Origin of the sequence: Proteiniphilum saccharofermentans (assembly GCF_900095135.1) — a bacterium.
Taxonomy (GTDB): Bacteria; Bacteroidota; Bacteroidia; order Bacteroidales; family Dysgonomonadaceae; genus Proteiniphilum; species Proteiniphilum saccharofermentans.
Genome location: NZ_LT605205.1, coordinates 2,737,067 through 2,763,673, shown reverse-complemented (window position 1 = coordinate 2,763,673; position 26,607 = coordinate 2,737,067). Strand labels below are relative to the sequence as shown.

Genomic DNA, 26,607 nt, shown 5'->3' with positions numbered 1-26,607 from the left:
GATACATGTTACTATAATTACCTGTCTAGAGTTTTCATCAATCAAGTGGTCACCTCAAATCATAAGCCTGCGGTTTTTTAAAGCCAAATGATTATATTGTTGTCACTCTTTTAGAGTAGACTCATTATTCCTTTTTTAAACTAATAGAATAGTGTCCAGCTTTTACTTGATTTATTTTCAATATAATCATGGACAATTCCTCTCCCAATACCCTTTGTAATCTCGGATCATCAATAGGGATTATTTGAATATCGGCTTCATACTGTGAAGATTTATAATCCATCAAAAGGGCAAAATTTTCTCCTTTCAGTTCTATCAATCCCGGACTATTTATTGTACAATTCAAAGATGTTATAAAATGTAATTCTGTATCTCCCAAATTTTCTGTTAATAGGAAATTATCCCTAATGGAGAATCCTGTGTTCCGATCAAGAATATAACTCCTTAACCATTTCTGGACTTTGGCTTCTTCGGGATAAGCTTTTGATATATCTGTAGTAAATGAGGTTTTTGATTTAGAGGTTTTATATACAGAATTTGAAGCTTTATACTTACCTCCCGGACTTTGAGGAGTACCGTTAATAAGGGGTACGTTATGAAAAGTTGATTGCATCGTCCAGATTTTGTATCTATCCGAACTAAAAGTTTCTTTCGTATAAGTTCCTACACCGACATCAATTAATACAGGCTCTCCATTATAATATAGTATAAATGAACCCACATCATTATGGTTATGCCCTTCCCCGTTATTGCCACCCTTGGCAGCAAAATAGAATCCCTCTGTGGAGTCAGCCTTATCTCTTCCTATAGCAATATCTAAGTCAGGGAAATAAAATTCTGAAATTAAAGGCTCTTTAGGATTTATGTTATCCCAGCCTTCAGAATTAAATAGTGCTTCCATTGTTTCACCTATTCTTCCGATAATTGCAGTGTTTCCAAAATTTGAGTTTTTCATTAAAAATGCACCAAACTCTTGTAGATTCAAGTCTTTTATACTTCTACCATATCTGTATATTTTACTTGGTTCATGTTTTATCTGTAGAGGTGCATCAGCAAAATTGATATAATAACTCCCATTACTTATATAAACCCTGTAAATATAACGGCCCATCTCTTTGATCAATTCATTATCAAAAATGTTTATTTTCCCATTGGTATTTGTTTTTAATAGATCCAAATAGTCAAATAATTTACCGGCAGCAACTCCCCAATAACTTGGACCTTCATCACAACCTCCATCAGAGGGATAGGAATTAATAAACAGATCTACAGATTGCATGGTTTTATAAATTCCATTTTCTTTTTTTTTCTGGTCTTCCTCCATCAATAATATGCATGTAAGCATATTGTAGTTGCACCAGGGATTCCAGTTATTCACATTTCCTTCCCCCCATCCTGTTATCCACCAATAATCGTATCTTTCGTAAAAGGGATCTAACACTTTTTTTTGTAATTCATATTTTAATCTTTTTGAAATAACAGGACTTATTTTATCAAACTCTTCATGAAAAAAATAATATATCCATGATAGGTCAGCTGCCATATCACCAACGACAAGATCAATTATAGGATCTTCAATATCGGGAATAGTTTTTATCGGATTTGCGATTTGTCCATCAAAGCCATACATATAAAAATGAGCAGAAGAACCCCAATACGTTTGCTCACAAATCAAGAATACTCCGTTGATTATATCATCTAAAAACCGTCCTTCACCTTCGAAAAGTTCGGCCATTACCAAAGCTTGGAGGACCCTTCTTCTTTGGCTATTGGGTTGGTCAACAGCGGTTCGGTCTCCACTTCTGGTAAATTCTAAATACATAGTTGCCGTTATTTGTGGCCACTCGTATGCAAGATATTTTTCACCCTCTCCAATGGTTTTTCTCCTTAACTCTTCCGGAAATTGCTTCCAGGCCTCCCTATCATTGTAAGAAGGATAATTTATCCAACTGTTATTTTTACATAGAGACTCACTAACAAATTTTCGGGTATAAGAATTTGTTAATACATTTCGCTTGTTTTGCGCAAATGATAAAAAAACAGTTATTAAACTACCAATAATAATAAATATTATTTTTTGAATTATTCTCATGACATTGTGAGATTTAAATTGTTTTTTTAAATTCTTTTATTCCTGCAAAGCCTTTATAATATCGAAAATTATATTTCCGTTAAGATCTTTATTCTTCATCTTGAAAACAATTCGTGAAATATTATTTCCCCAAACACGTTGTAGGTTATTATCATCTATATCAATTGATTCCAATTGAACTTTAAGGATTAATGGATTATATTTTAAGTAAAGTGTAAATTCATTATCTTTTAATTCCATAATACCCGGTCCCAATATTTGAATATTTAATGGAGATATAAAATGAAAGTCAATTCCGTTAAAATTGTCCTCTAATTGATAATTGTCTGATATTCTAAAGTATCGATTACTAATATCTAAAGTGTATGAGCGTATCCACTTATTGACCTTGGCTTCTTGCGAATAAGCACCTGCAATATCTGTAGAAAAAAAGGATTTATTTCCTTTTAGTTCATAATTTGAATTCTTAGCTTCAAATTTTCTTCCAGGAGTTTGTCCAAATCCATTAATTACAGGCAAATTATGATACTCTGACTGCATTGTCCAAATTTTATATCTTTGATCACTAAAGGTCTTTGCTGTATATGTGCCAACTCCCACATCTACTAAAACAGGTTTTCCATTAAAAAATAGTATGCATGTACCCACATCATTATGATTGTGGCTTTCTGCGTTGTTTCCTCCTTTTGCGGCAAAATAAAAACCGCTGGTTGTACCTTCGTTTTCTCGTGCAATTACTATTTCCCTGTCAGAAAAATAAAAGTGTGAGATTAAAGGTTCTATAATTTGTGTATCTTGCCAACCTTTTATGTTAAATAAATTTTCAAGTGCTTCTCCAATTCTTCCTCCGATAAAATTAGATTCCTTTAGTAAAAATGCACCAAATGATAACATTTGATGATCCTGAATTTGTTTTCCATAACGATAAATTCTTCCTCCGTCATGCCTTATGATTGCGGGCGAATCTGAATAGTTGACATAAAATTGTCCTTTAGGACTGTTGGCTATATAGACACGATATATATACCGTCCCATATTTTTTATCAAATCATTACTGAAAATGTCTATATTTCCATTTGTAATTTGATGAAGCAGGTCTAAATAATCAAATAATTTCCCTCCTGCAACACTCCAATAATTTGGACCTTCGTCACATCCTCCATCATTAGGATATGAATTGATAAAAAGATCCACAGAAGCCATCGTTTTGTATATACCGACTTCCTTTTTAACCGGATCATCCTCAATCAACGCTATGCAAGTGAGAATGTTATAATTACACCACGGAGTCCAGTTATTCACATTTCCTTCTCCCCATCCGGTTATCCACCAAAAGTCATATCTCTCGTAAAATGGATCGAGTACTTTTTTCTGTAACTCGTTTTTAAGCCTTTTTGAAATTACCGGACTTATTTTGTCAAATTCCTTATTAAAAAAATACCAGGTCCAGGCTAAATCGGCTGCTGCGTCACCGACTGAAAGATCAACAATTGGATCATTTATATCAGGCAAAACAGTATTAGGATTATCAAATCCCTTAAACCCTGTTTTATACATATAAAACGTTGCAGACATTCCCCAGTAGGTTTGTTCACAATAAACGAAGACACCATTTATAATATCATCGATAAACCGCCCTTTACCCTCCATCAACTCAGCTAAAACCAAAGAGCGTAAAACTACTCTACGATTACTTATTGCCCGATCGACAATTGCCCGATCACCGGTTCTGGTAAATTCTAAATACATCGTAGCTGTTATTGGCGGCCAATTATATCCAAGATACTTTTCTCCTTCTTTGATAGTTTCTTGTCTTAAGTTTTCAGGTAATTGTGTCCAGGCTTCTCTTTCATTGTAAGACGGATATTTGATCCAGCAATTATCTTTACAAATTGATTCACCTACAAAGCTTCGGGTAAAAAAATCTGTCAATAGATTTCTTTTTTCCTGTGCATTGGTCAGGAATGTAAAAGATAATCCAGCAACAAAGATAAAGAATTTTAGAGCTTCATGCATAATAATGTAATTTAATTTTGTTGGTTTTCACTAACAAATACTTGTTATCTGGCTTTCACTATTTCAAATAGCATATTCCCTGATAATTCGGTATTAATCAGATTAAAAGTTATCCGTGAAATTTCGTTCCTAAACATCTTCTCTTCAATATCAATTGCCACTAAAAAAGGATTATACTTCATCTGAAGTGTATAGTCCTCACTATGTAATTCTAAAACTCCAGGTTTTATAAGTCTGGTTTGTAAACCTGTCATAAAATGAAATGCTGTATTGCCTGAATTCTGACTTAATTGATAACGGTCAACAATAGAAAATTTTTCACCGCGAATAAGAGTATATGAACGTGTCCATTTATTTACATTAGCCTGAGATGGATAAGCTTTAGTTATATCAGTTGAAAAGGATACTTTTCTTGTTGAGGAAGAAAACTTTGAATCATTTGCTTTATATTTTCCTCCTGTAGATTGGGCAATGCCGTTTATTAGTGGTAAATTGTGCATCGCTGTCCCATTTCCTCCCCTGCCTACATCAACTAAAACAGGGGTTCCGTTAAAAAAGAGAATACAATTGCCAACATCATTATGGTTATGTCCTCCACTATTATTATTTCCCCATGCTGCAAAATAAAATCCATCATTAGTTTCCTCTTTGTCCCTTGCAAAAGCAAGTTCACTTTCAGGAAAATAAAATTCATGGATTAGCGGTTCAGATGGTCTTGTATCCTGCCATTTCTCAAGATGGAACAAATTCTCTAAAGACTGTCCTATATTTCCCGTAATCGTCTCTTTTCCAAAGTTGGATTCTCTCAACAAAAAAGCTCCGAATTTTTTCATTACAGGGTCTCCGATTGCCTCTCCAAATCGAAATATATGGCCTCCATCATGACGAATTATTTGCGCTGCATTGGACCAATTAACATAATGCCCGCCATTACTTATATAAACACGATAAATATAGCGTCCAATATTTTTTATTAATTCATCATTAAATATATCAACAGCTCCATTTGTAGCTTTTCTAAATATATTAAGATAATCAAATAACTTTCCACCGGCATGTCTCCAGTAAGAAGGCCCTTCGTCACAGGCTCCGTCTAAAGGGTAGGTGTTCATGAAAATATCCATAGAAATCATGGTTTTATATATACCATATAATTTCGTATCTGGGTTTCCTTCCATTAGCAGAATAGTAGTTAGCATATTAGAAGTTATCCAGGGTGTCCAATTATTGACAATCCAATTTGATCTTTCAAAAATTACATCTCCTTCTCCCCATCCCGTCATCCACCATAGGTCATTCCTTTCATAGTAAGGACTGAGAATTTTATTTTGTAACTCATGTTTAAGTCGTTTTGAGATTACAGGACTTATTTTATCAAATTCTTCGTGAAAAAAATACCATATCCATGCCAGATCAGCCGAAACATCACTTGCCATAAGATCAATAATGGGATTATCAATGTCCGGTAATACAGTATATGGATCATTTATCGATCCGTTTGGATCGGAATTACCGAAACCGTATAAATAAAAATGAGCACTGGATCCCCAATAAGTCTGTTCACAATATGTGAACACACCATTTATAATATCATCAATGAACCGGCCTTCTCCTTCCATCAGCTCGGCCATGACCAAAGATCGTAATGCTCTTAAACGATTACTGATTGCCTCATCGATTATTGAACGATTTCCTGCTCTTGTAAATTCGAGGTACATCGTCGCTGTAAATATTGGCCAATCATAACCAATATATTTTTCTCCCTCTTGAATAGTCTTTTTTCTCACCTCCTCAGGAAGTTGGGACCAACCCATTCTGTCGGAATAAGAAGGATACGTTATCCAACTATAATCCTTTGCCAATACGCTGTTAACAAATTTTCTCGTATAAGAATCCGTTAATAAATTTCGTTTAGGATTACAAAATGCAATCGATGAGGCCAAGTATAAAATAATTAAAATAAATATTCTATTCATTCTATTGTATATTTTGTAAATTACTTAACTGGTGTTTTTAGTGATTATCATTTTCAAATTTAATTAAAATGCCTTCCCCGGCAGTCAACCAATAATTATCATTATGGTTATTCATGTCATTTTTCCTTACCAGTGGTAAATGGTCATTTCTATTAGAGGGAATTATCAGAAAAATATTTTCTTTCCCACTTTTAGTTGACAGAGTGAATTTAACTGAACGGTCCAAATTTAAATTAACGATCATGGCATATCTATTATCTTTGTTATCAATAAATTCTCCGATCATCATAGGTGCGTCACAATTCAAAGAATCTACAATTTCTCCTGGAAGAGTTGGAAAATCATAACTTAAAAATGAAGGTGTAAAATAAACACCGGTAGAAGTTAACTGATTAATCAACGGCCCTAATGATAATATTTGCCTGTTAACTTCTTTGAGATAAAACCAAGTTGAAGTTTTTTCCTGCTCTTTGTTTATTGGGCTGTAATTATATCCATTTTGATTATATTGATACCAGGAAATCCCTTTGTAACCTGCGGCCAAGGAAGTATAGGCCTGAAAAAGCATATTTGCAAGTGAAGGAATTGTCGTGTTCTTGCGCACCTGATGTGAAGATACAATATTCCAATAAGGTAAATTATATTTTAAAGCAACTCTTCTTACTTCTAAAAGATTTGTGAAATAGCTAATGGCTCTTTTTTCTTCTTTTAGATCCATTGAATATTGAACCATATAATTATCATAACTAATAAACTGTGGTTTAACCTCGTTTACAAATCGTTCGAGGTATTCAGTATAAGTTTTTGTACCTAATTGAGAATTCATTTTATCTATTGACGAAAGAGTAGCGTAATTAGGAAAAAGATTAATATAGGCAAGTTTGTCAGGAGCATACTTTTTTACGGCTTTCACAGCTTTTCCTAAATAAGGAAAATCTAGTACAGAGGGTTCATCCATTATAAAATATCCGATGATGGCTTCGCTTTTACCTGAATTTTCTATTAATAACCTAATTCTGCTGTCAATTTCTTCGTCCGATAAATTACGCCATATCCTTCTATGTAAACTTGTCCCCCAATTGTTTAAATCCATATCAACAATAGCCTGCAGACCATGTTCTTCAACGCGATTAAGATCATAAGGTCTGATAAAACCTGCAATTGTAAAATTACATTCAGAAACATCTTTTAAAGAATAATCGGGAGAGCCCAAAAAATCCCAGGCTAAAATTGGAAAATTTGTTTTACCCTCTATAAAATCATTTTTCAAAGTTTGAGCAGTTAAACTATGTGATATTAAAGTTATAAATAGGATAATCACCCAATTCTTTCTGAAGATTTGAATATATTGTATTGCCATAATAATTTTTATTTTGGACGATCTAAAAAAAGCTATTTTTCTACCTCTTTGATCAAATTAATATTTTTCGATATAAATTTTTTCAATTCTAAAGGCAGAAAAATAGCTTTCAAATATTTATATTAATTCCATCCCGGATTCTGTGTTATGAGTGGATTAATATCTATTTCTGCACCCGGTATTGGCCATAAGTAATCTCTATTTTCCCGAAATACTTTCTTATACCATTCTGTCATTAATCTAAAGTCTACTTCGGTATGATTTAGTCCAAAAACTGGATCATCTGTATGTGCGACATGCCACCTTCTTACGTCAAAAAACAAAATGCTTTCAAACATGAATTCCCGGAATCTTTCCAGCCAAATTTCCCTACGCATTTCGTCCTTAGTCAGACTTGGTTTCAAGGATATTAATCCTAATAACTCCGCTCTTTCCCTTACCCTGTCAATCGCGTTATAAACATTTGCGTCGGGTCCGCTCACCTCATTTTTCGCTTCGGCATACATCAACAGCACATCAGCAAAGCGTATCACCGGAAAATTAGTAGGACATTCCGTTCGACCGACAGTATTCTCTTGCCCCTCTGTAACGAACTTCCTGATTGGAATTATAGCATCGTCCCCAAAAGTATGCCAAAGTGCCGGGGGATCGTCACTTCTATGGATCGAAATTGGCCAATAATATTTATAAAGCCTATCAGTATAACCATGATACCGTGAACCGGGTAGAATTGCACTTTGATGCAATCGTTTATCTACTCCGGTTAAAACTTCCTGATACCAGTCTGTAAGATCATTCCCATACGTCACATCGTTGCTATAATTACTTCGTTGAGGGATTGTTGAAAAATCAATTGGACTATCATCAGAATAGGTAAAAACTTTAAATGCTCTTTGAGACATTTCACAATAATCTTGACCGGGACCTAATCCGACAACCCTGGTTCCGAACCAATTATTAAATGAGCTTCCCGATCCGGGATTCATAGAATATTGAATCTCGAATACCGATTCCTCATTATTTTGAGTCTGAAATCTGAAGTTGTCAGCGTAGTTTTCAACAAGATCGTATTCAAAAGGAGCTGCTAAAAGAATTTCAAATTGTTCCGCAGCTTCAGACCATTGTTTATTGTATAAATATGTTTTTCCTAACATTGCAACAGCGGCTCCTTTTGTAGCTCTTCCTTCATTTGACGCAGGAAGTTTTGTAATTGCATCAGAAAAATCAGCTATTATTAAATCCAAGACTTCTTCTTTTGTATTTCTTGGTAAGTAGGAGTCTTCTACAGGTATTGGCTTATCTAGAATTACTACTCCACCAAAAAGATTCCACAAATAAAAATAGCATAATCCACGTAAAAATTTTGCTTCACCGATGTACTGATTTCGTACTGTCTCTGTTACATTTTCATTTCCGTCCAGCCCAACTATGACATCATTGGCATAAATTATAGTTCTGTAAAAATTTCTATAATTATTTAGATATTGACCATTTCGAGCATCCGCAATTCCCATTCCCTGACTTATGCCCCAATCACCTCTTACACGACCGTATCCTTCCGGACCCAATGCTGAAACAAAAACATAAAAATTGGCAGCAAAGGAATTTTGCGCTAAAGAATTATAAGCTCCGTATAATGCATTTAATGCATAAGTATCATTGGAAAATATATTTGCAGAAGCTATGCTATCATAGGGGGTTGTATCTAAGAATCCATCATTACAACTGGAATTTAACAGAAATAATGCAATACATAAAATATAAATTTTTGTTTTCATTTTTCTCATATTTTTATTCAGTAATTAAAAACTAATGTTTAACCCTATCGAAATTGTTGTAGTTAATGGATAGGTATGGTGATTTGTTCCACCATCAGCTTCAGGGTCATAAGATGGCCAAGAAGTGAATGTGAATGGATTCTCTGCATTGATATAAGCTCTTATACTGTTAAAATTAATCGCATTCATTAAGTTTGTTGGAAGCGTATACCCAAATTGTATAGATCTTACTTTAAAATAATCTGCACTACGAATATAAGCATCATGATTTTGATTATTCATATGATCATTTGTATAAATTTTGGGAATATTGGTATCCCTGTTGTCTTCCGACCACATTTTCTGATGTTCGTATGGAAGCTGGTATTGATCTATATAGTAAAAATTATAAATGTCATCATTCAAGTATCTGTCCCATTTAGCAACTCCACTGAAATATGCATTCAGATCGAAACCTGCATATGCAAAGCCAATATTACCTCCATAAAGATGGACTGGTATAGGATTACCCTTCAAAACACGGTCATCCATATCAATTGATTTATCACCATTGGTGTCCTTATAAAGGAAATCTCCTGGTCTGGGAGTTCTTGGATAAAATGTATAACCATCGTTAATCATATTGTCAATCATACTTTGATCCTGTACAATTTGATCAACCTCCAAAACATAAAATACACCAATCGGATAGCCTTCAGTCCACGCGGTAGCTCCTCTAATATCAATTAAATCACCCTGATAATCTACAATCTTATTTTGATTATAACTATAATTGACTCCTATATCAACGGTGAGCTTTCCAAGCTTCTTTAAATATTTAGCCTCTACTTCAAATCCTTTGTTTTGTACACCCGCTGTGTTAACTCTAGGAGCACCGATTCCTCCCAGGATATTTGGTATTGGCGGATTTGTCAGAATATCACTTGTTTTTTTAATATAATAATTGACATCAAAATTTATTGTATTCAATAGCCTGAAGTCGGCACCTATGTTAGTAACCTGAGTACTTTCCCAAGTAATTCGATCGTTTCCGAATGTATTATACCTCAACCCGGCGACTATCGAATTATCTTTTGCATATGGTGCGGACGAATAAAAACTTTGCCATTCATAATTCCCAATACCTGCATTTCCTAATATGCCAAAAGAGGCTCTTAATTTAAACGCATCCACAACATCATTAAGCGGACTCCAAAATTCTTCTTCCGAAATGAACCACCCGGCTGAAATGGATGGGAAAAACCCCCAACGATTATCCGGTGAGAACCTTGATGACCCGTCATACCGTAAGTTAGTTTCAAGCATGTATTTGCCTGAGAAATTGTATGATAATCTTCCAAAAAAAGATCTCATTGCAAAATCACTGGCACTGCCAGAGGCTTGTGGATTTAGGGGAGCAGCATTTAAAACCGGAATATCATAACTTAATAAACCACTTTTTGACGCACTCATGCTCTTAGAATAGTAATATTCCTGGTTAAACCCCGCCAATGCCGAAATATTATGATTTCCCAATGAAACAATGTAATTTGCGTATAAATCAATAACCTCTCTTTGACCTCTGGAATATGAATTATTTAAATTGAGAACAGCTCCGGAAGTCATATCCCAGACAACTTCATTAGTCCTGAAATTCCACCTGTCAGCCGGCTGAGATCCACTCCATGATTCGCTTAAACTAATATCCCTATAGTAACTGCCGGTAACAGTTAGTCCTTTTAAGGGGGTAAGCTCTGCAAAAATCTTTCCTTGTATCTGGTTTGTTTTTGTTTCTCCTCTGGCCTGTACAGCATTCTGCCGAGGATTATTTTGACCTCCCGTACCATCCTGGAAAGCACCGCCTCCCCACCTTCCATCCGGATGTTGGGTAAACATACCGGGCATGGTACTGCGCATCCATTGGAAAATAGTAGTCACTGACGCAGGTTCTGAAATCCCATTGATATACGAAAAACTATTTCCTAACTTCAACCAATTGTTAACCTGATAATCAATGTTATTTCTGAAATTCAATCTTTTATAACCTGTGTTATAAACCAATCCATTATCATTATAATACTCCAGGGCAGAATAAAATCTAATCTTGTCACTTCCCCCCCTGGCTGATAAGTGATATTTTTGTACGATATTTTCCTTGGTTACATCTTTGAAATGATTTGTGTAGGGCCATAAAAATGAATCTTCTTCGTGACCTTTTCTATATTCTTCAATTTGCTCTTGGCTCCACCTTGGATTCGAACCTGAATTTAGCCAGATCCTATTCTGAAGTTCCATAAATTCAACGGTATTATGAATGATATCCGGTTCATTGGTAGGAGTTTTTTTCCCTATGTAACTATTAAAATCAAAAGTAATTTTTCCCCCGGTATCTTGTCCGGTCTTAGTAGTTATCAGAATGACCCCATTAGATGCTCTTGAACCATAAATTGCTGCTGATGCAGCATCCTTAAGAATTGAAACAGATGCCACATCATTCGGGCTGACAGAATTAATTGAAGCAACCTGCCCATCTACTATAATAAGTGGAGCAGAGCTAATATTTAATGAACCTATCCCTCTGACATTTATGTTAGCTGCTTCATTATCTCTTGGTAATCCGTTTGTTTGTTGTATACGTACACCGGATGAAGCTCCTGATAGCATACTTGAAACGTTTGTAAGAGATCTTGATTGAAATGATACATCCTCGAAATTAACTGACGAGACAGACCCTGTTAAATTTACTTTTTTTTGAGTTCCATACCCCACAACTACAATTTCATCCAATATTTCAGTGTCTTCTCTTAAAGTAATATTTATGGATGTTCTTCCTGCCACATCAACTACTTGTGCTTGCATACCTACATACGAAACCTCCAATGTCGCATTAGGAGGAACGTTTGTAAGAGTGAAAATACCGTCAATGTCGGTAATTGTACCAATAGATGTTCCCTGCACCTGCACTGTTACACCGATCAATGCTTCTCCCGCGTTATCAGTAACCGTGCCTCTTACGGTTATGTTCTGGGCAAGCATACATAGGGAGAATGACCACGATAATGCGATCAATATCCCTTTCGTCAGATTTACAATTTTTCTTTTCATTTCATTCTTTCATTTGTTTAGATTAATAATTCGAAGCGATAATAATTTTTTAGAATTATTTGATGTTTTCTGGAAATTATTGGTGATTACTTTCATGATGAAGACCTCCTTGCCATTATCCCATTTTGATATTTAGCAGGCAATAATCATTTGCTTGTGTGGAAATATCCCTCACAAGATGACATGCGAATTCGCTCTTATTGGCGTCTGCCAATAAGAGAATGCTGTTATTACTAATACTGTATTTGTTGACTAAAGTTAATGGGGGGGGGTAAAATTGTATATCTCCATCCCTATGATAAGGACAGATAATTATTGGGGGGAGAAAAATACAATTGAACGGCATCATATTATTTTTTAGCCTTATATAAATAATCCGGCATGATACTATATAATAGGGCAGTAATAATTTGTGTTCGGTAATAAAACTGCACTATTAAAAAATTTTATTCGGTATTATCTACTTGCTATAGAGATTTTTCATTTTAAATATGCTGCAAATATAAAGGGAGTTATATTGTTTATAACTGTAAAAAATGGTATTAAAACTATATAGAATGATTTTTAATGTTAAAACTATCATTCCTTGTATTCCTCGTAATGATAAACAGGCGCTCTGTCTTTCCATACACTCCTGCAGAAATGCAAAATGATTGACAGTAATTGATGAATAGTATTTATTACAGATAGATGAACATTAGAATAAATCACATCCCGGTGATTTGATTAACATCAATAGCCGGGATGTGTCCCTTTTATCTTTTACTTGAATACTCTTTTCACGGCCTCCAGATATCCATACCCAAAAACATTACAGGGTTGTAGGTAGCTTGTTTCTGTCCATTCATTCCAACTGTTTATTGTAATAAGCGGCGCTTGATTTGAATGAGCGTCTACATAGGCTTTTGCATCACGAAGCGCCTTTTCGAAATTTTCAGGGGTATTGTTCTTTACCACTGCGCTTTTTCCGGTACGAGGACTGTTATCCCATCCTACGCTCACATGGGGATAGTATATCAGATCAAAAGTAGCATCAATACGCGCCCATTCTTTTTTCACATCTTCCATGATTTCCATGTAATCACGGTTTACATTTGTGAAATGGACAAACTGGTAATGGGTAGAACTGGTAAATCCCAGTTTTTTTACGAAATCCTTATCCGGTTCATGAGTTCTGCTACCATCAACGCCACTATAATTCACATTGATAGACCACATCGTAAGTTGCAGGTCTAACCCGGGAAAGCCTGCTCTTTTGGTTTCTTCTTTAAACCAATTCAACGCATCGATAGTTTGGACCAATCCTCCTAATCCGGTAATTAACTGGGGTACATCATAAATCATGAAAACAGGCTTGCCGTCAATTTTATAATATTGAGGATGCTTGAAATATTTTTCGATATTACGTTTACATATCTTCTCAAATTCGTTTCTATCCACTTGTCCAGTCCAAATCACATTGTGTTCATCGATATTTGCCAGACGGGTATCCCATACATTTACGACCTCATGATTGGCCCACATTAGGTAGAACTTCATCTTGTCTACATTTTCAGCCTTCAGGAATCCATTGTCGAGCGTTGTCTCCATAAACGGACGACCGTCATACCAGTACCAATCAAAAATAAATACATTTACACCATGCTTGGTAGCAGCGTCAATTTCCATAGCCATAACGGTCGGATCAGCTTCATTGATATATCCCCAAAGCGGTTTTCTATTCCAGTAATGTCCGGGATACCGTTCCTGCATATTTGCCACGGTTTCCCATTCACCGATCCCATGCGGCCAGAAAGGACGTAAACGGGGATCGTCGGCAGCATAAGCCGGATATAGAAATGCGGCCACATCATATTTCTTTTGCTTTTGGGCTTGTAGGCCAATACAAATAAGCGTAAAAACGGTTAGAATAAAAATCTTTCTCATATTCACAATTTATATTTCTTTTGTTCGACAAAATTTTCAATACTCAACTAGTTAAAAACATCCCTTACAGCTTCCAAAAATCCATATCCATATTCAGTGTCCGGCTCCAGATAGCTGCCTTCTGTCCATTCATTCCAGCAGTTGATATTCAGGATACGAGGACCATCAGGATCAGATAGTAGTTTGTCTTTAGACATTTGAAGTGCCGTCTTGAAATTTTCCGGTGTGTTATTGCTTATTATATTTGTATAAGGATAGCCATACCCCCTGCTGCTACTCCATTCCTTATCCTGATTGGTTCGCGGACTGGAATCCCATCCCATTGTTACATTGGGATAATAAGGTACTTCGTACTCGTTTTTTACCTTATCCCAATGATTGATATATTGATCTCTTACTACATTATAATCGGTTTGAACTTCCGGTAAGTGTGCATGGTGTATCCATACATACGATGTGGCTGAATCGAAGCCTAGCCTTTCAAGTAAATCCTTATTGTTTGTCGGAGCATCCTGACCAGGTAAAATAGCAGTGCTCCAGGCCACTAAATTCCAGTGTATACCTTTCAGTCCGGCTCTAATGGCTTTTTCATTCAGTTTATCCATTTCTTTAACTGTTGCTTCCACAGAGCCAAAACTATGGATGAAATTTTGTATGTCATAAATTGAAAAATAAGCTTTACCGTCAATTAACCAATAATTAGGCTGGGTGAAGTATTGTGCTATAAGATCGTTGCCTATCTGGTCGAATATTTCAGAGGTCACTTTTCCATCGTACAAAATATCATGCTCATCGCCGGCTGTATATGGATATAGTTCCATCCAGTCGTGGTTTGCCCACATAAGTGAGAATTGAATAGAACCGGTGTTATTCGCTTTCAAAAAACCTTCATCCAGGCAACGATTTAAAAAGGGCTGCCCTTCGTATGTGTACCAGTCGAATATAAACACATCGATACCATACTCTGAGGCGGTACGTATTTTTTGTTCCATCACTTTCGGATCTTTTTCGTCTGTATAACCCCAAGCGGGTATTTTTGGCTGATTATGTCCTTCGAATCGAGGTTTGGCATTTTTTATCAATTCCCATTCCGACCAATTGTCAAAGTGTTGACGACTAATCCGCAAATCGGTAGTATCTCGTGTGTGATAATTGGGAAAATAATAGCATGCTACCGTAATTTTCTCAGTATGTATGTTACTCTTTGTTGTACATGACATACATACTAGAAATAAGAGGATAATAAAAAAAGTAGATTTTTTCATTTTTTTTTATTTAATGGTCTGCTTTGCATATTTTAGTGCAGAGCAGACCTATGTATTATTATTGATATCCGGGATTTTCTACTAATTTAGGATTATTGGCTGTCCTTGCTAAAGTAATGGGTAAGTAGTAATTTTCTTCTCTGAAAAGAGGTTTATTGACTGCTCCATCAATCTGTTCAATAACAATTAGTTTGTATTTTGGCTCACCTGCCTTATAACTATTGTAATCTAAAACATAACGTAATCCGGAAAATTCGCGGGACAAAACGTCTGTGGCTGTTCTCCACCTTCTCACGTCCCAATATCTGTGCCCTTCAAACGCAAGTTCCACTTTTCTTTCGTGACGGATTTTTTCTCTGTCGATAGTCGCAAGAAGAGAAATTCCTGCACGTTCCCGCACTTTATTAATCGCTTCTAACGCTTCGGGAGTTCTACCCAATTCAAATGCGGCTTCTGACATATTCAAATAAATCTCCGCTAACCTGAAGATTTGCCAATCTTGGTCTGAGGTAGCCCAGGCGCTATTTGTTCCGGCCATGTTATCATGGCTTTCATCCAGATATTTCAGGACACCGAAGCAGGTTCCATCGACATCCTGATCCCCTGTCGCAAGAATACCGTCATATGAATCGGTTGTCTGTATAGTCCCGTCAGGTAATAGAATCCCTTTATAATATTCAATTTTATTGCCTTTCCATGGAGTATTTTGGGTGTAAATTGTGGCAAAAAAGCGAGGATCTTTGTCTTTCCATAACTCCTCTGTAGTCCATAATCCCTGTTGAATGGCTTCCCTGTCTAATTTACCGGGACGTCCATCGATATACTCAAATTCTTCCACCAATTCCAAATAAGGGCCATCCAAATTTCCCCTGTTCCATCCTTGTGGTCGTGGACATTGGAAAAAGTCAACATTCCAACCGTTTCCTCCCCCCTGGCCATGATCGCCATTCACATTATTATGCCTTTTAGCGAAGATAACCTCAGAATTATTTTTTACCAGGAATAAATTCCTGAAATTGGTTGCTTTATCTTCATCTACATTGTACAATGCATGCTTTCCGCTGTTTACAATCTCTGATCCGGCAGTATAGGCGATTTCATAATAATAATTCGCTTTTTCAGCAGGTATGCCTACCACACCATCTAATTGTACTTTGCCGAACTGTGCAATACTGCCAGCATACAATGCAGCCCGACATTTTAATGCTAATGCTGCATATTTGCTTGGTCTCCCCAAATTACTGTTATCAAGTGTTTCGGGCAGATCATTGGCAAACTCATCAATTTCTTTTATAATATAATCATATATAGTTTCTTCTTTGTCTCTTGCCCGGAATAGTTCTTCATCCGGATCATCTATAGATTGGGCATTTGTAATAAGTGGAACTCCTCCATACCGTTTTACCATTGCAAAATAGGAGAACGCTCTTAAAAAGCGGGCTTCAGCTGTTCTTGTTTTTTTCAATTCATCACTCAGAGGAGTTTCCGGGATCTTTTCTATAAATGTATTGAGCCTGCGTATAGGGCCGTATCCCCACCATTCGAGGAGTCCTCCCTGAATTTTCAGATTACCGAATTTATAATTATACCATCTTAGAGCATCCCCCCAGTCACGCCATTGAGATAAACATTCATCACTTACATGGTTAATAGCAAATACAGGAAAGAAGACATCGCCATCCCAGTTGTTACCGGGACTCTCATTTGCAAAATAAGACATTTCATAATATGAATTAGATAAGTATGCCTCGATCAGCGCTTCATCATTCCATACGTCATTATCTGAAATGAGATCCAAAGGAGCTTTATCCAAATAATCACAAGAATTAAACAAGATAAAGCCTGAAACTATAACTATAATTATTTTTCTCATAATTTAAATTTTAAAGATTAGAATGATACATTGATGCCAAAACTTATCGTTCTTTGCTGGGGATAATAATATCCCGCATTTCCAAAGGGAGCTTCAGGATCAATATTATATTTTTTCAACCGATCGAAGGTCAGTAAGTTTGTACCGGCCAAATATATTCTTGCTTGTTCTATGGAGATTTGGTTCAACAATTCTTTTGGGATATTGTATCCTAACGAAGCGCTTTTCAGTCGGAGGTAACCGGCCTCTTTGTAGCGATAATCGGAAGCCTCACCATTCAAGCTGGACCCTCCCATCCTGGGTACCAGAGCATCAGTATTATTTTTTTCTTCGGTCCACCTTAAATTGTATACTTCCTCGGAGTAAACCCTGATTGATCTTAAAAGCCAAACATCCGTGTAATAGGCGAAAGCACCCTGGAATAATGTTGTCAGATCAAAATTTTTATACCTTGCATTGATATTAAGTCCCATTGTCCAGTGAGGGAATCTTGCTCCTAATTCAATCTGGTCTCTCCAATCCAGCCTGTCGTCACCGTTTGTATTTATATAACGTACATCCCCGGGACGTAAAGAAGTATTATTGTTATTATCCTGCATGAAGGTAAGCGCATCAATTTCCGCCTGACTTCCGAATAGTTTGTCTGACTTATAACCGAATAAACGGTCTGTCCAGTTCCCTGAGACTTTTCTAAGTCTTATCTCGTCGGGATCGGTATATTCCGGTTCTTCATAGTGAATCCATTTATCTCTTGAGTAGGCTACATTTCCTGATATATCAAATTCAAAATCATTTATATTGAAATAGGTGCCTAGCATGAATTCAAATCCTCTGTTATCTAAACTATTAATGTTCTCTTGCGGTAGTGATGCACCGAAAGTGGAAGGTAATGTAGATTGCCGGGTTCCCGGTATGCCGGTTCTTTCACGATAAAAAACATCCGCCTCTCCATATATTTTTCGTTGAAAAAACGAGAAATCAATTCCTGCACCCATGATTCTTATTTCTTCCCAGGATAAGTTCGGGTTAGGTATCACTGAAGGTGCAATAGCTTTGAGCGGGTTGTCGCCGATCAGGTAACCTGCAAAACCCTGTAATGTGTAACCTGAAAGATACTGGAAATTTACTACATTATCATTTCCAGATTGTCCATAGCTTACTCTTAATTTCAGGTTGTCCAGATTATCTGCATTCTGCATGAAATTTTCTTCACTTATCCTCCACCCGGCAGAAATGCTAGGGAAATACCCCCATCTTTTTGTCGGAGAGAATTTTGCAGAAGCATCTGCTCTCAATGTCGCTTCCAACAGATACTTACCTTTATATGAATAATTCAAACGACCGACATAACTCATTCTTCCCATTTCTGATGCACTTCCGTTATTTTTAGCCGTACTGTTATCTCCTGCATACAATTGTTCGACAGCAGGTGATAAAAAGTTATCACGACTGGCAGAAATCCAATCTCCTTTATAATCAATTCCTTCAAATAACGCGAGTATTGTGAGATGATGTATATCTGAAAATATTCTGTCGTAATTCAGGGAAGCTTGTGTCGTAATACTTGAATTTCTGCTTTGATTGATACTTAACTGCGCTTTATTCCCTAAAGCTCCGGCTAGCGTGTATGTATCACTTGCAATATCGTATCGATAATATTGTACAGGTTTCGAGAATGTAGATGATTTATTATAATTGACAATGGCATTGACAAGTACTTTAGCGGATAAACCGGTAATACCGGGAAATGTATAATTCAAAGTCCCTGTTCCTTTAAAATTTTGATTATCCCCTTTATTATATCCCATTAATTCATGGTTGGATGTTACATGAGCTCCTCCTGTTCCACCACCATCCGCATAAGAAATCTTTGTCGGATCAGGTAACGTTGCCGGATAAATGGGCAATGTATTCCAGAAGTCCTGCCATACATTATCTCCTCCTGCACTTTGTGGCCTGCTTGGGAAGATCTTATCCTCAATGATTGCAGCCAGATCGAGTTGAAAAGTTAAGTTTTTGGTGACAGAAGCGTCAATATTCGATTGTAGATTGTAACGGTTATAGTTCCCTCCATTCTGTTTCCACATGGACTGTTGGTTTAAATAACCTACAAATCCATAATATTTTACGGCTTCGTTTCCACCGCGGACTGAGAGGTTGTATTGTTGTTGGGGCGCCCAGTCTCTGATGAGTTCATTATACCAGTTTGTGTTAGGATATTGGGGATCGGAACCATCATAATATTTACGTATCTGCTCCTCTGTAAACGGAGCCTGTTCTATTGGTCTTCCCGATTGGATCCATTTTTCACGCTCTAATTCGGCATATTGTCCTGCATTTGTCGGTTTGGGCATACTTGTAACCCCTTGCAAAGTAAGGTTGGAATTGAAAGTAATGCTCGGCTTTTGTTGAACTCCTCTTTTGGTAGTTACCAATATGACACCGTTCCCGGCACGTGAACCGTAAATAGCCGCAGCTCCGTCTTTAAGGACTGAGATACTCTCTATCATATTGGGATCAATTGTATGGAATTCAGCTTCAATACCATCTACTATCACTAATGGTGAATCAAAACCCCGAATATTCAGGCTGGCCCGATCCGCACCCGGTTGACCACTATTTTGAATGACAGTCAAACCTGGTAAACGTCCGGCCAGCGCATTTGTCGTATTAGCTACGGGAGCAACTGTCAGGCTTTTGGATTCGATCGATGATACAGCCCCCGTCAAATTTACTTTCTTCTGTGTCCCATATCCCACAACTACAACTTCTTCCAACGTTTCGGTATCTTCCTGTAGTTGTACGTTAATAGTGGTTTGTTCTCCAACAGGTATTTCCACGCTTTTATAGCCGATATATGAAAAAAGGAGAACAGAAGAATCTGTTGAAACTGTGATATTGAACTTTCCATCTATATCTGTCACTGTTCCGTTAGTAGTCCCTTTCTCTATTATATTTGCCCCGATAATCGGCTCTCCCTGTTCATCTGTCACTATCCCTATTACCGTTTTTCGATTATCCTGAGTGACTCCCGGCGAATTTGTCTCCTCGTTCTCTTTTGGAGTAATAACGATGTAATTGTTTACCATCGTATAGGATACATTTTCACCCGCTAACAATTGATCGAGGATAGCGCTGACTTCTTTCTCGTTGCTATTGACACTCACCCGCTTTTCAGTGTTGAGCAAAGTTTTATTATAAAAGAAACGATAATCAGTTCGATTTTCTATCTCACGAAAAATCTCCGTGATTGTTGCATTCTGTATGTCCAGGCTTACTTTCACATTTTGTGAATAGGAATCATTCGCCTGAAGACAGAAGGTCGTAAGGAGTATAAGTAGGGTTGTAATCTTCATTTGTAGCCATAATTGTTTAGGCACCAGAAGGTATATCTTCTTGGCTAAATTGTTTTTTTTCATATCTTTGTATTGCGTATTATATTAAACAATGAATTTATTTGTTGTTTGATAGCAGACCGGAGAGAGTGCCACCTCTTTCCGGTTCTTTTAGTTATTTTTTATGTTTCATAGGCCGTCCTCCATGTTTTTGATTTGTTGAATATTAGATTCTCGTAGTCGAATTTTAGTAATCTCCCATTATTTCACGTATACAATATTCTCCCGGATTTCATATTTCACCGGCGTGCTTGTACTGATCACTTTCATAATTGTTTCAACCGATTCGTAATTGCGAAATGATCCTCCAAAAGAATGCTTGCGCACATTATCGTTTTCAAAAACAAACTGAATATTAAAGTTCCTTTCTAACCGTTTGGCCAGTTCTTCAAAGGTTATATTATCAAATACCAGCTCACCTTCACGCCATGATGACAGTCTGTTTACATCTACATTTGTGAGGGTATATTTTCCGGACTCCTTATTAAAGATGAATTCCTGTCCCGGTAATAATTGTTCCGAAAGATTTTCATATTCAATAGTAACTCCTCCTTCAAGTAAAGCGATACTTGTTTCGTTCTCATCATCGAACGAATAGACATTAAATGATGTGCCGGTAACTCTGTAGGTAAATCTATCCGCATGGACAAAAAAAGGTTTGAGGGTATCCGTATGCACCTCAAAATAGCCTTCTCCTTTTATATGGACTTGTCTGTCAATGTTGCCGTATGTATTATCATAGGCTAACGAACTACATGCATTGAGCCATATTTTCGATCCGTCAGGTAGGGTTATTTTGGATCGTTCGCCAACTCCGGTTTCTATAATTGTTGTTTTAAATATTTTCTTTTCATCCTGATTGTGAATGTAATGGATCGCTTGAAAACAAATGATCCCTAAAATAAACACAGCAGCATATCGCATAACACGAATGAAATACCGGGATATACCTGTTTTATTGTTTTTGCATACAATTTGCTTTTCAAATTTTATCCATTGTTGATCGACCTGACTGTTGTAAAGATGAATGTCTAACTTTCCAAGATCATGAGCATCTTTCAATGACCGAAAATATTGCCTGTTTACCTCACTCTCCTCCAGCCATTTTAACAAAAAATCCTGTTCTTCGGGAGATGAAGTTTTGTGGAGATAGCGAAGGATACTATTGTCAATTTTTTCCATTGTTGTACGATGCTTTATAATAATATGACGCATACAATGACGACACTACTTAGAGAAAATTGAAAAAAAGTAATAAATTTCTTTATAAATGGGGATAGGAGGGTAAGATGTATAGGGATAATACAACGTTTTAAATAAAGAAGTAAAGGATGGGCAGATAATCTTTTAACCCGATTCTAATTGATTTGAGTGCATGGTAAATCTGGGCTTCTACGGTTCGTATACTGATTCCTAACCGATCCGCAATTTCCTGGTTTTTTAGTCCTTCCTGCCGGCTCATAATAAATATTTGCCGGCATTTATCCGGCAGTTTTTCAATGTGCTCCTGAAGTAGTTCGCTGACCTCTTTCATGTAAATATCTGTTAGCGGATCAGGTATATCAGGATGAAATTCAAATTCTTTGATTTTTAACTGGGCAGATTCCGTGAATTTCGACTGTAATCTTAAGGTGCGGAAATGGGAGATACATCGGTTTTTAACAGCTACAATCATATACCTCTCGTAGGAGCCGCTAATATTTTCATAGTTTTCCCAAAGTTGGATCAGGCATTCCTGCACAATGTCCCTGGCTAATTCTTCGTCTTCCACGTATTTGCAACAATACGCAAAAAGTCGTGGTTGAAGCCTCCGGAATAATGATTCGAAATGTTGTAAGTCTTTTTTCATCTAGACAGGATCAACTAAATAGAGGTATATCCCTAATACAGAAGTATCCGGATCAAATTTGATCCGGATACAATCGCCTGAATACCAGGCATGCGTGCTGTCACTATATCTATTATTCTATGTTGTACGGTTCATACGGTTCATTTCTTACATTCAATGTTTCAGTGATCCACACGCGGTAACGGACATCATTCATCCATGTGTTGCCGGCAGAAGCGAAATCGCAAAAATGGATCTGTTTCGGGCTACGGGCTTCCCCTTCCAGGTCTGTTCCCAGTACGAGAGGAGCTGTAAACGACATCCATATTCCTTTGAGTTTGTACTGCGATGGAGTCAGTTCTACGTAGTTGTCATTATGGACTATCTGGGCAGTTTCATCGACAAATCCATCGCAGAAACGACTGTCACGTGCCAACACGACCGGTCCTTTCATCACCGCCGCATAACCGTCCTGTTTTACAACCCTTCCTCTTACATCAAGATCCAATGTGATAACATCTCCTTTTTTCCATTGACGGTTGATTTTGCAATACATACCGGCATTCACTCCTTCGATTTTTTCTCCGTTTACGGCCACTGAGTTATTTTTACTCCAGGACGGGATACGTAAACCCACTGTAAAATCTTCCGGTTTATCCGTTTCAATCTGTAAACGTATTTTACCATCAGCCGGATAATTGGTTTCCTGTTTGATAACCACTTTTTTCTTTGTTGTTAGTGGTACAGTTGATGTAAAACCGGTGTAGAGATTTATATATACTTCATTGTTGTTGGCAGACGGCATCACTGCGAATTGAGGTAAAAGAGCAAAGGCTCTCGGACCATTGGCATTACAACAATTGATGTGCATTCCGCACTGTTCCTCACCGGGATGACGCTGCCCTTCCAATGGACTGTATTTGGCAATCTGGGAGCCGTCATCTTTCATTGAAGCCAGTAATGCGTTGTAAGCGGTAATTTCCATCTGATCCGCATAGACGGGATTTCCTGTCAAATTTAATAATGTCTGGCATAATTTCATCCATGTCATCGTCACACATGTTTCCATAGTATGATAAGTAGGCCTTGCCTGTTGGGGTTTACCGTAATACCAGCATTCAAAAGCGCTACCGGATCCGGCAATATTAATTTCCGTATCAATAATACTTTGTACGGTCTTTTCTACAGCAGATAAATATTGAGGGTCATTTGTCAGCTTATACAACTCCAGTAGACCTTCATAACAAGACATCATCTCGTATGCTTTTTGTCCGTTGTGCGTACCAAACCAGGCTTGTTGTATGGTTACCGGGTGCGGAAATCTCTCCGCTACCGGAACTCCCGCTTCTGCTTTACTGATCAATCCGGGACCTTCAGAGGTCTCCCATTGGGCAACAATATATTTAGCAAAGTCCAGATAACGGGCATCTCCTGTCCGGCGGTAAAGGAATACGATGGGTTCGAGAATACTGCTACTTGCCATACCCATATAGTTACCGGTGGTGACGATATTTGTTTTTCCCGGTCCGACCTGTGTCATCAGATGATCGGCCATTTTACGACAGGCTTTCAATACTTCTTTATCTCCTGTTAAATCATAATAGGACAGAAGACCGAGCATTGAATATTTGCGTCCCCATACATCCCATTGCTGAAGTTGTGCCTCTTCCGAATAATTTCCGATATAACCGTTGGGCAATTGCGATCCGAGCAGATCTTTAACACCCTTTTGAATAGAATCCAGCAATACCGGATCCTGGGTATATCTATAAGAGAGCACTGCACCCAGCATCCATTTACCCCAGAATTCGCTTTGCCAACGATGGGTTTCCGTTTTATTATAAAAGGGGACAATTAAATGATTCACATCCTGTCCTTTTACCCGTTGTTCCACACAGATATCTATTCTTTCTCCGAGGTGATCTCCGATTTTTATATTTGAGGGATCACCATTTAATAATAAATCGGGGACAGAGGTCTTAACCTGAACCGGCTGTGCCATACTTTTTGGAGGAAAAAAGGTGATAATACATCCTAACACGCTGAAGAATAAAATAAAAGTATGCTTTTTCATCTGTAAATTATTTTTAATGAATTTCCTCTTTTGAATCGTAACACCTGTTGTATAACCCATGTACAGATTATCGAATAAATTTCATATAATCTTTATTTCTTTCGGAGCATCAATCTCACTTTTTATTTTTCCGTCGGCTTGTTTCACATGTTTTACTGTTACGACACCGTAAGGTGTAGGAAATGATCCTTCCGCAAAAGTGAGATCTCCCAGGTTCGGACGTATGCGGATTACCTTTGATCCGGGTTCGATCACCTGGATCCCCAATACGTGTGCCGTTAACCAGGCGGTTGGTCCGGATGCCCATCCGTGACAGAGACTGGCCCTGAGGCCGATATAGCAGTGATCGCCCCCGTCGGCATGAATATCGAACTTCGATGGGTCAGGAAGTTGATCGATCGGTAAGGCATTCAATCGTTCTTCATAATTGAAATTTTCCCAGAAGGTGGTGGCGCCCAAATCGAGCATTGCTCCCCAATAATCGGTGATAATATTCATTGCTTCCCTGTATTTACCGTCTTTCGCCAATGCTTCCAGCATGTAATAGCCATAGAAGGTTGCGAAATCAGTGGCCCCGTTTCTGAGTATAACCGGAGAAGCCTGATTGGGAGCCAACATCCCTGCCAATGTGAGTAATGAGGCTGCCTGTTTATTCCCATGATCGGATGGAAGGTGTTTATGTAGTGATTCAGACGCTTTTATACATACATTATTGAGTTCCCTATCATTTAACCATCCGGCAATATCCTTTCCTGCTTCCATAGCCATCACCGTTAAAGACTGGAGTCCGGCATGGATCACGTTAGAATCTCTTGCAGTGGGCCAATCGAGGAAACGTCCTCCATCGAGATTTTCCTTTCCGTCAGGACCTATTTTAGAAATAATCTGGTGAATTAATGCAGACAAATAGGCTTGTTGCTCTTTCAGATAGTCCAGATCACCATGATACAGGTATAGGTCGCGATGTGCGATTATCCACCATAAGGAATAGGAGGAAATTCCGTTCATCCATTGGGGTAGAGGAGTCGTATCTCTCCCGAAATCAAGACTTTTTTTCACTATTTCCTGATCGCCAAATACTGTATTGATTGTCATGATTTCCGGATGTACGTCACCCAACCACACTAACCGGTCACGCTTTATCCCGTCCCACAGGTATTCCTGCATATTCAGATGAACGGTATAGGCTCCCGTTTCCCATATTTCGTTTAGTCGCTCGTTATCACATTTGAATGAACCCAGATAAGGGATATCCCGGTATCGGAAGATCGCTCTTACCGATCGTATCGGCAGATCAACTTCTTTATCCAGAAGATCTATTCGCACAAAGCGAAATCCTGAGTTTCCAACCTCTATGGTTCCCAGCCAGGGGAGTTCCAACGTGTAATCTCTTAAAGAGTGATCATTGGTCGCCGAACTCATCCCGGGAACGCTATTGTCTATGCAGTCGCTCATAGCCTCGGAAACGGATTCCCCCAAACGGATACGGACTTTTAATGGTTTTTTCTCGCTCCGTATTGCGGCTGCAATCTCTATCCCCCCATACAGTTCTTTTCCGAAATCCAGCAAGATAGAAGCCTGTGTCTCGTTGTCCGATCGGAGCAGGCATATCCCTTCTCCGCTGGTAGAAAGCTGTCCGTCGAACTGTGTCAACAGCACTTCGGAATTTTTTACCTGTTTGTTATTATTATCCGATTGCCAGACTATTTTTACAGGAGTAAGATATGCCCGCGTAATTTCATCTTCTACCAGTTGTCCCTGAAAAAATCTCTCAGAAAGATACTCCTGGGCCGGAACGTTTTCCGATAAAAGGAAAAGAAAAAGAATAAAGAATAAACGGGTTTTCATATTATTGGAATAAAGAGGTTGTAAACTAACAATTAAAAACTAAAAACTAAGAACCAGGACTTTGTAATTGAAATTTGAAAATGGAGAATTTG

At 37.6% G+C, this 26,607-nt stretch carries 14 protein-coding genes; all 14 read right to left on the bottom strand.

The window, feature by feature from the left end; translation table 11 throughout:
• Positions 1-124 precede the first annotated feature (124 nt).
• The 14 genes from PSM36_RS10845 to PSM36_RS10780 all read right to left on the bottom strand — a co-directional run bounded on the left by PSM36_RS10845 (position 125) and on the right by PSM36_RS10780 (position 26,515).
• A complete protein-coding gene (locus tag PSM36_RS10845; protein WP_083711022.1) occupies positions 125-2,092 on the bottom strand; it encodes a heparinase II/III domain-containing protein in 1,968 nt (655 codons plus the stop codon).
• 36 nt (positions 2,093-2,128) lie between these two features.
• A complete protein-coding gene (locus PSM36_RS10840; protein WP_076930909.1) occupies positions 2,129-4,108 on the bottom strand; it encodes a heparinase II/III domain-containing protein in 1,980 nt (659 codons plus the stop codon).
• A 44-nt stretch (positions 4,109-4,152) separates the two neighbouring features.
• Positions 4,153-6,084 (bottom strand): heparinase II/III family protein, encoded by a 1,932-nt coding sequence (locus PSM36_RS10835; RefSeq protein ID WP_076930908.1) that lies wholly within the window; start codon positions 6,082-6,084, stop codon positions 4,153-4,155.
• 37 nt (positions 6,085-6,121) lie between these two features.
• On the bottom strand, positions 6,122-7,444 hold the full coding sequence (locus PSM36_RS10830) for a hypothetical protein (protein WP_076930907.1): 1,323 nt from the start codon (positions 7,442-7,444) through the stop codon (positions 6,122-6,124).
• 122 nt (positions 7,445-7,566) lie between these two features.
• A complete protein-coding gene (locus tag PSM36_RS10825) occupies positions 7,567-9,222 on the bottom strand; it encodes a RagB/SusD family nutrient uptake outer membrane protein (RefSeq protein WP_161947567.1) in 1,656 nt (551 codons plus the stop codon).
• A 24-nt stretch (positions 9,223-9,246) separates the two neighbouring features.
• On the bottom strand, positions 9,247-12,306 hold the full coding sequence (locus PSM36_RS10820) for a SusC/RagA family TonB-linked outer membrane protein (RefSeq protein ID WP_076930905.1): 3,060 nt from the start codon (positions 12,304-12,306) through the stop codon (positions 9,247-9,249).
• Between the two features lie 762 nt (positions 12,307-13,068).
• On the bottom strand, positions 13,069-14,232 hold the full coding sequence (locus PSM36_RS10815) for a glycosyltransferase WbsX family protein (RefSeq protein WP_083711021.1): 1,164 nt from the start codon (positions 14,230-14,232) through the stop codon (positions 13,069-13,071).
• Positions 14,233-14,279: 47 nt separating this feature from the next.
• A complete protein-coding gene (locus PSM36_RS10810; protein ID WP_076930904.1) occupies positions 14,280-15,497 on the bottom strand; it encodes a glycosyltransferase WbsX family protein in 1,218 nt (405 codons plus the stop codon).
• A gap of 58 nt (positions 15,498-15,555) precedes the next feature.
• Positions 15,556-17,370: a RagB/SusD family nutrient uptake outer membrane protein gene (locus PSM36_RS10805; protein ID WP_076930903.1), complete on the bottom strand. Its 1,815-nt coding sequence runs from the start codon at positions 17,368-17,370 to the stop codon at positions 15,556-15,558.
• A gap of 17 nt (positions 17,371-17,387) precedes the next feature.
• Entirely contained in the window at positions 17,388-20,789 is a 3,402-nt protein-coding gene (locus tag PSM36_RS10800; protein WP_083711020.1) for a TonB-dependent receptor, read from the bottom strand.
• Positions 20,790-20,966: 177 nt separating this feature from the next.
• Positions 20,967-21,947, bottom strand: coding sequence for a FecR family protein (locus tag PSM36_RS10795; RefSeq protein ID WP_076930902.1), 981 nt, complete (start codon positions 21,945-21,947; stop codon positions 20,967-20,969).
• 130 nt (positions 21,948-22,077) lie between these two features.
• Positions 22,078-22,536, bottom strand: a complete 459-nt coding sequence (locus PSM36_RS10790) for an RNA polymerase sigma-70 factor (protein WP_232001419.1) — start codon at positions 22,534-22,536, stop codon at positions 22,078-22,080.
• Between the two features lie 190 nt (positions 22,537-22,726).
• Positions 22,727-24,595, bottom strand: a complete 1,869-nt coding sequence (locus PSM36_RS10785) for a glycoside hydrolase family 127 protein (protein WP_076932200.1) — start codon at positions 24,593-24,595, stop codon at positions 22,727-22,729.
• A 153-nt stretch (positions 24,596-24,748) separates the two neighbouring features.
• Positions 24,749-26,515, bottom strand: a complete 1,767-nt coding sequence (locus PSM36_RS10780) for an alpha-L-rhamnosidase-related protein (RefSeq protein ID WP_076930900.1) — start codon at positions 26,513-26,515, stop codon at positions 24,749-24,751.
• Positions 26,516-26,607: the final 92 nt, after the last annotated feature.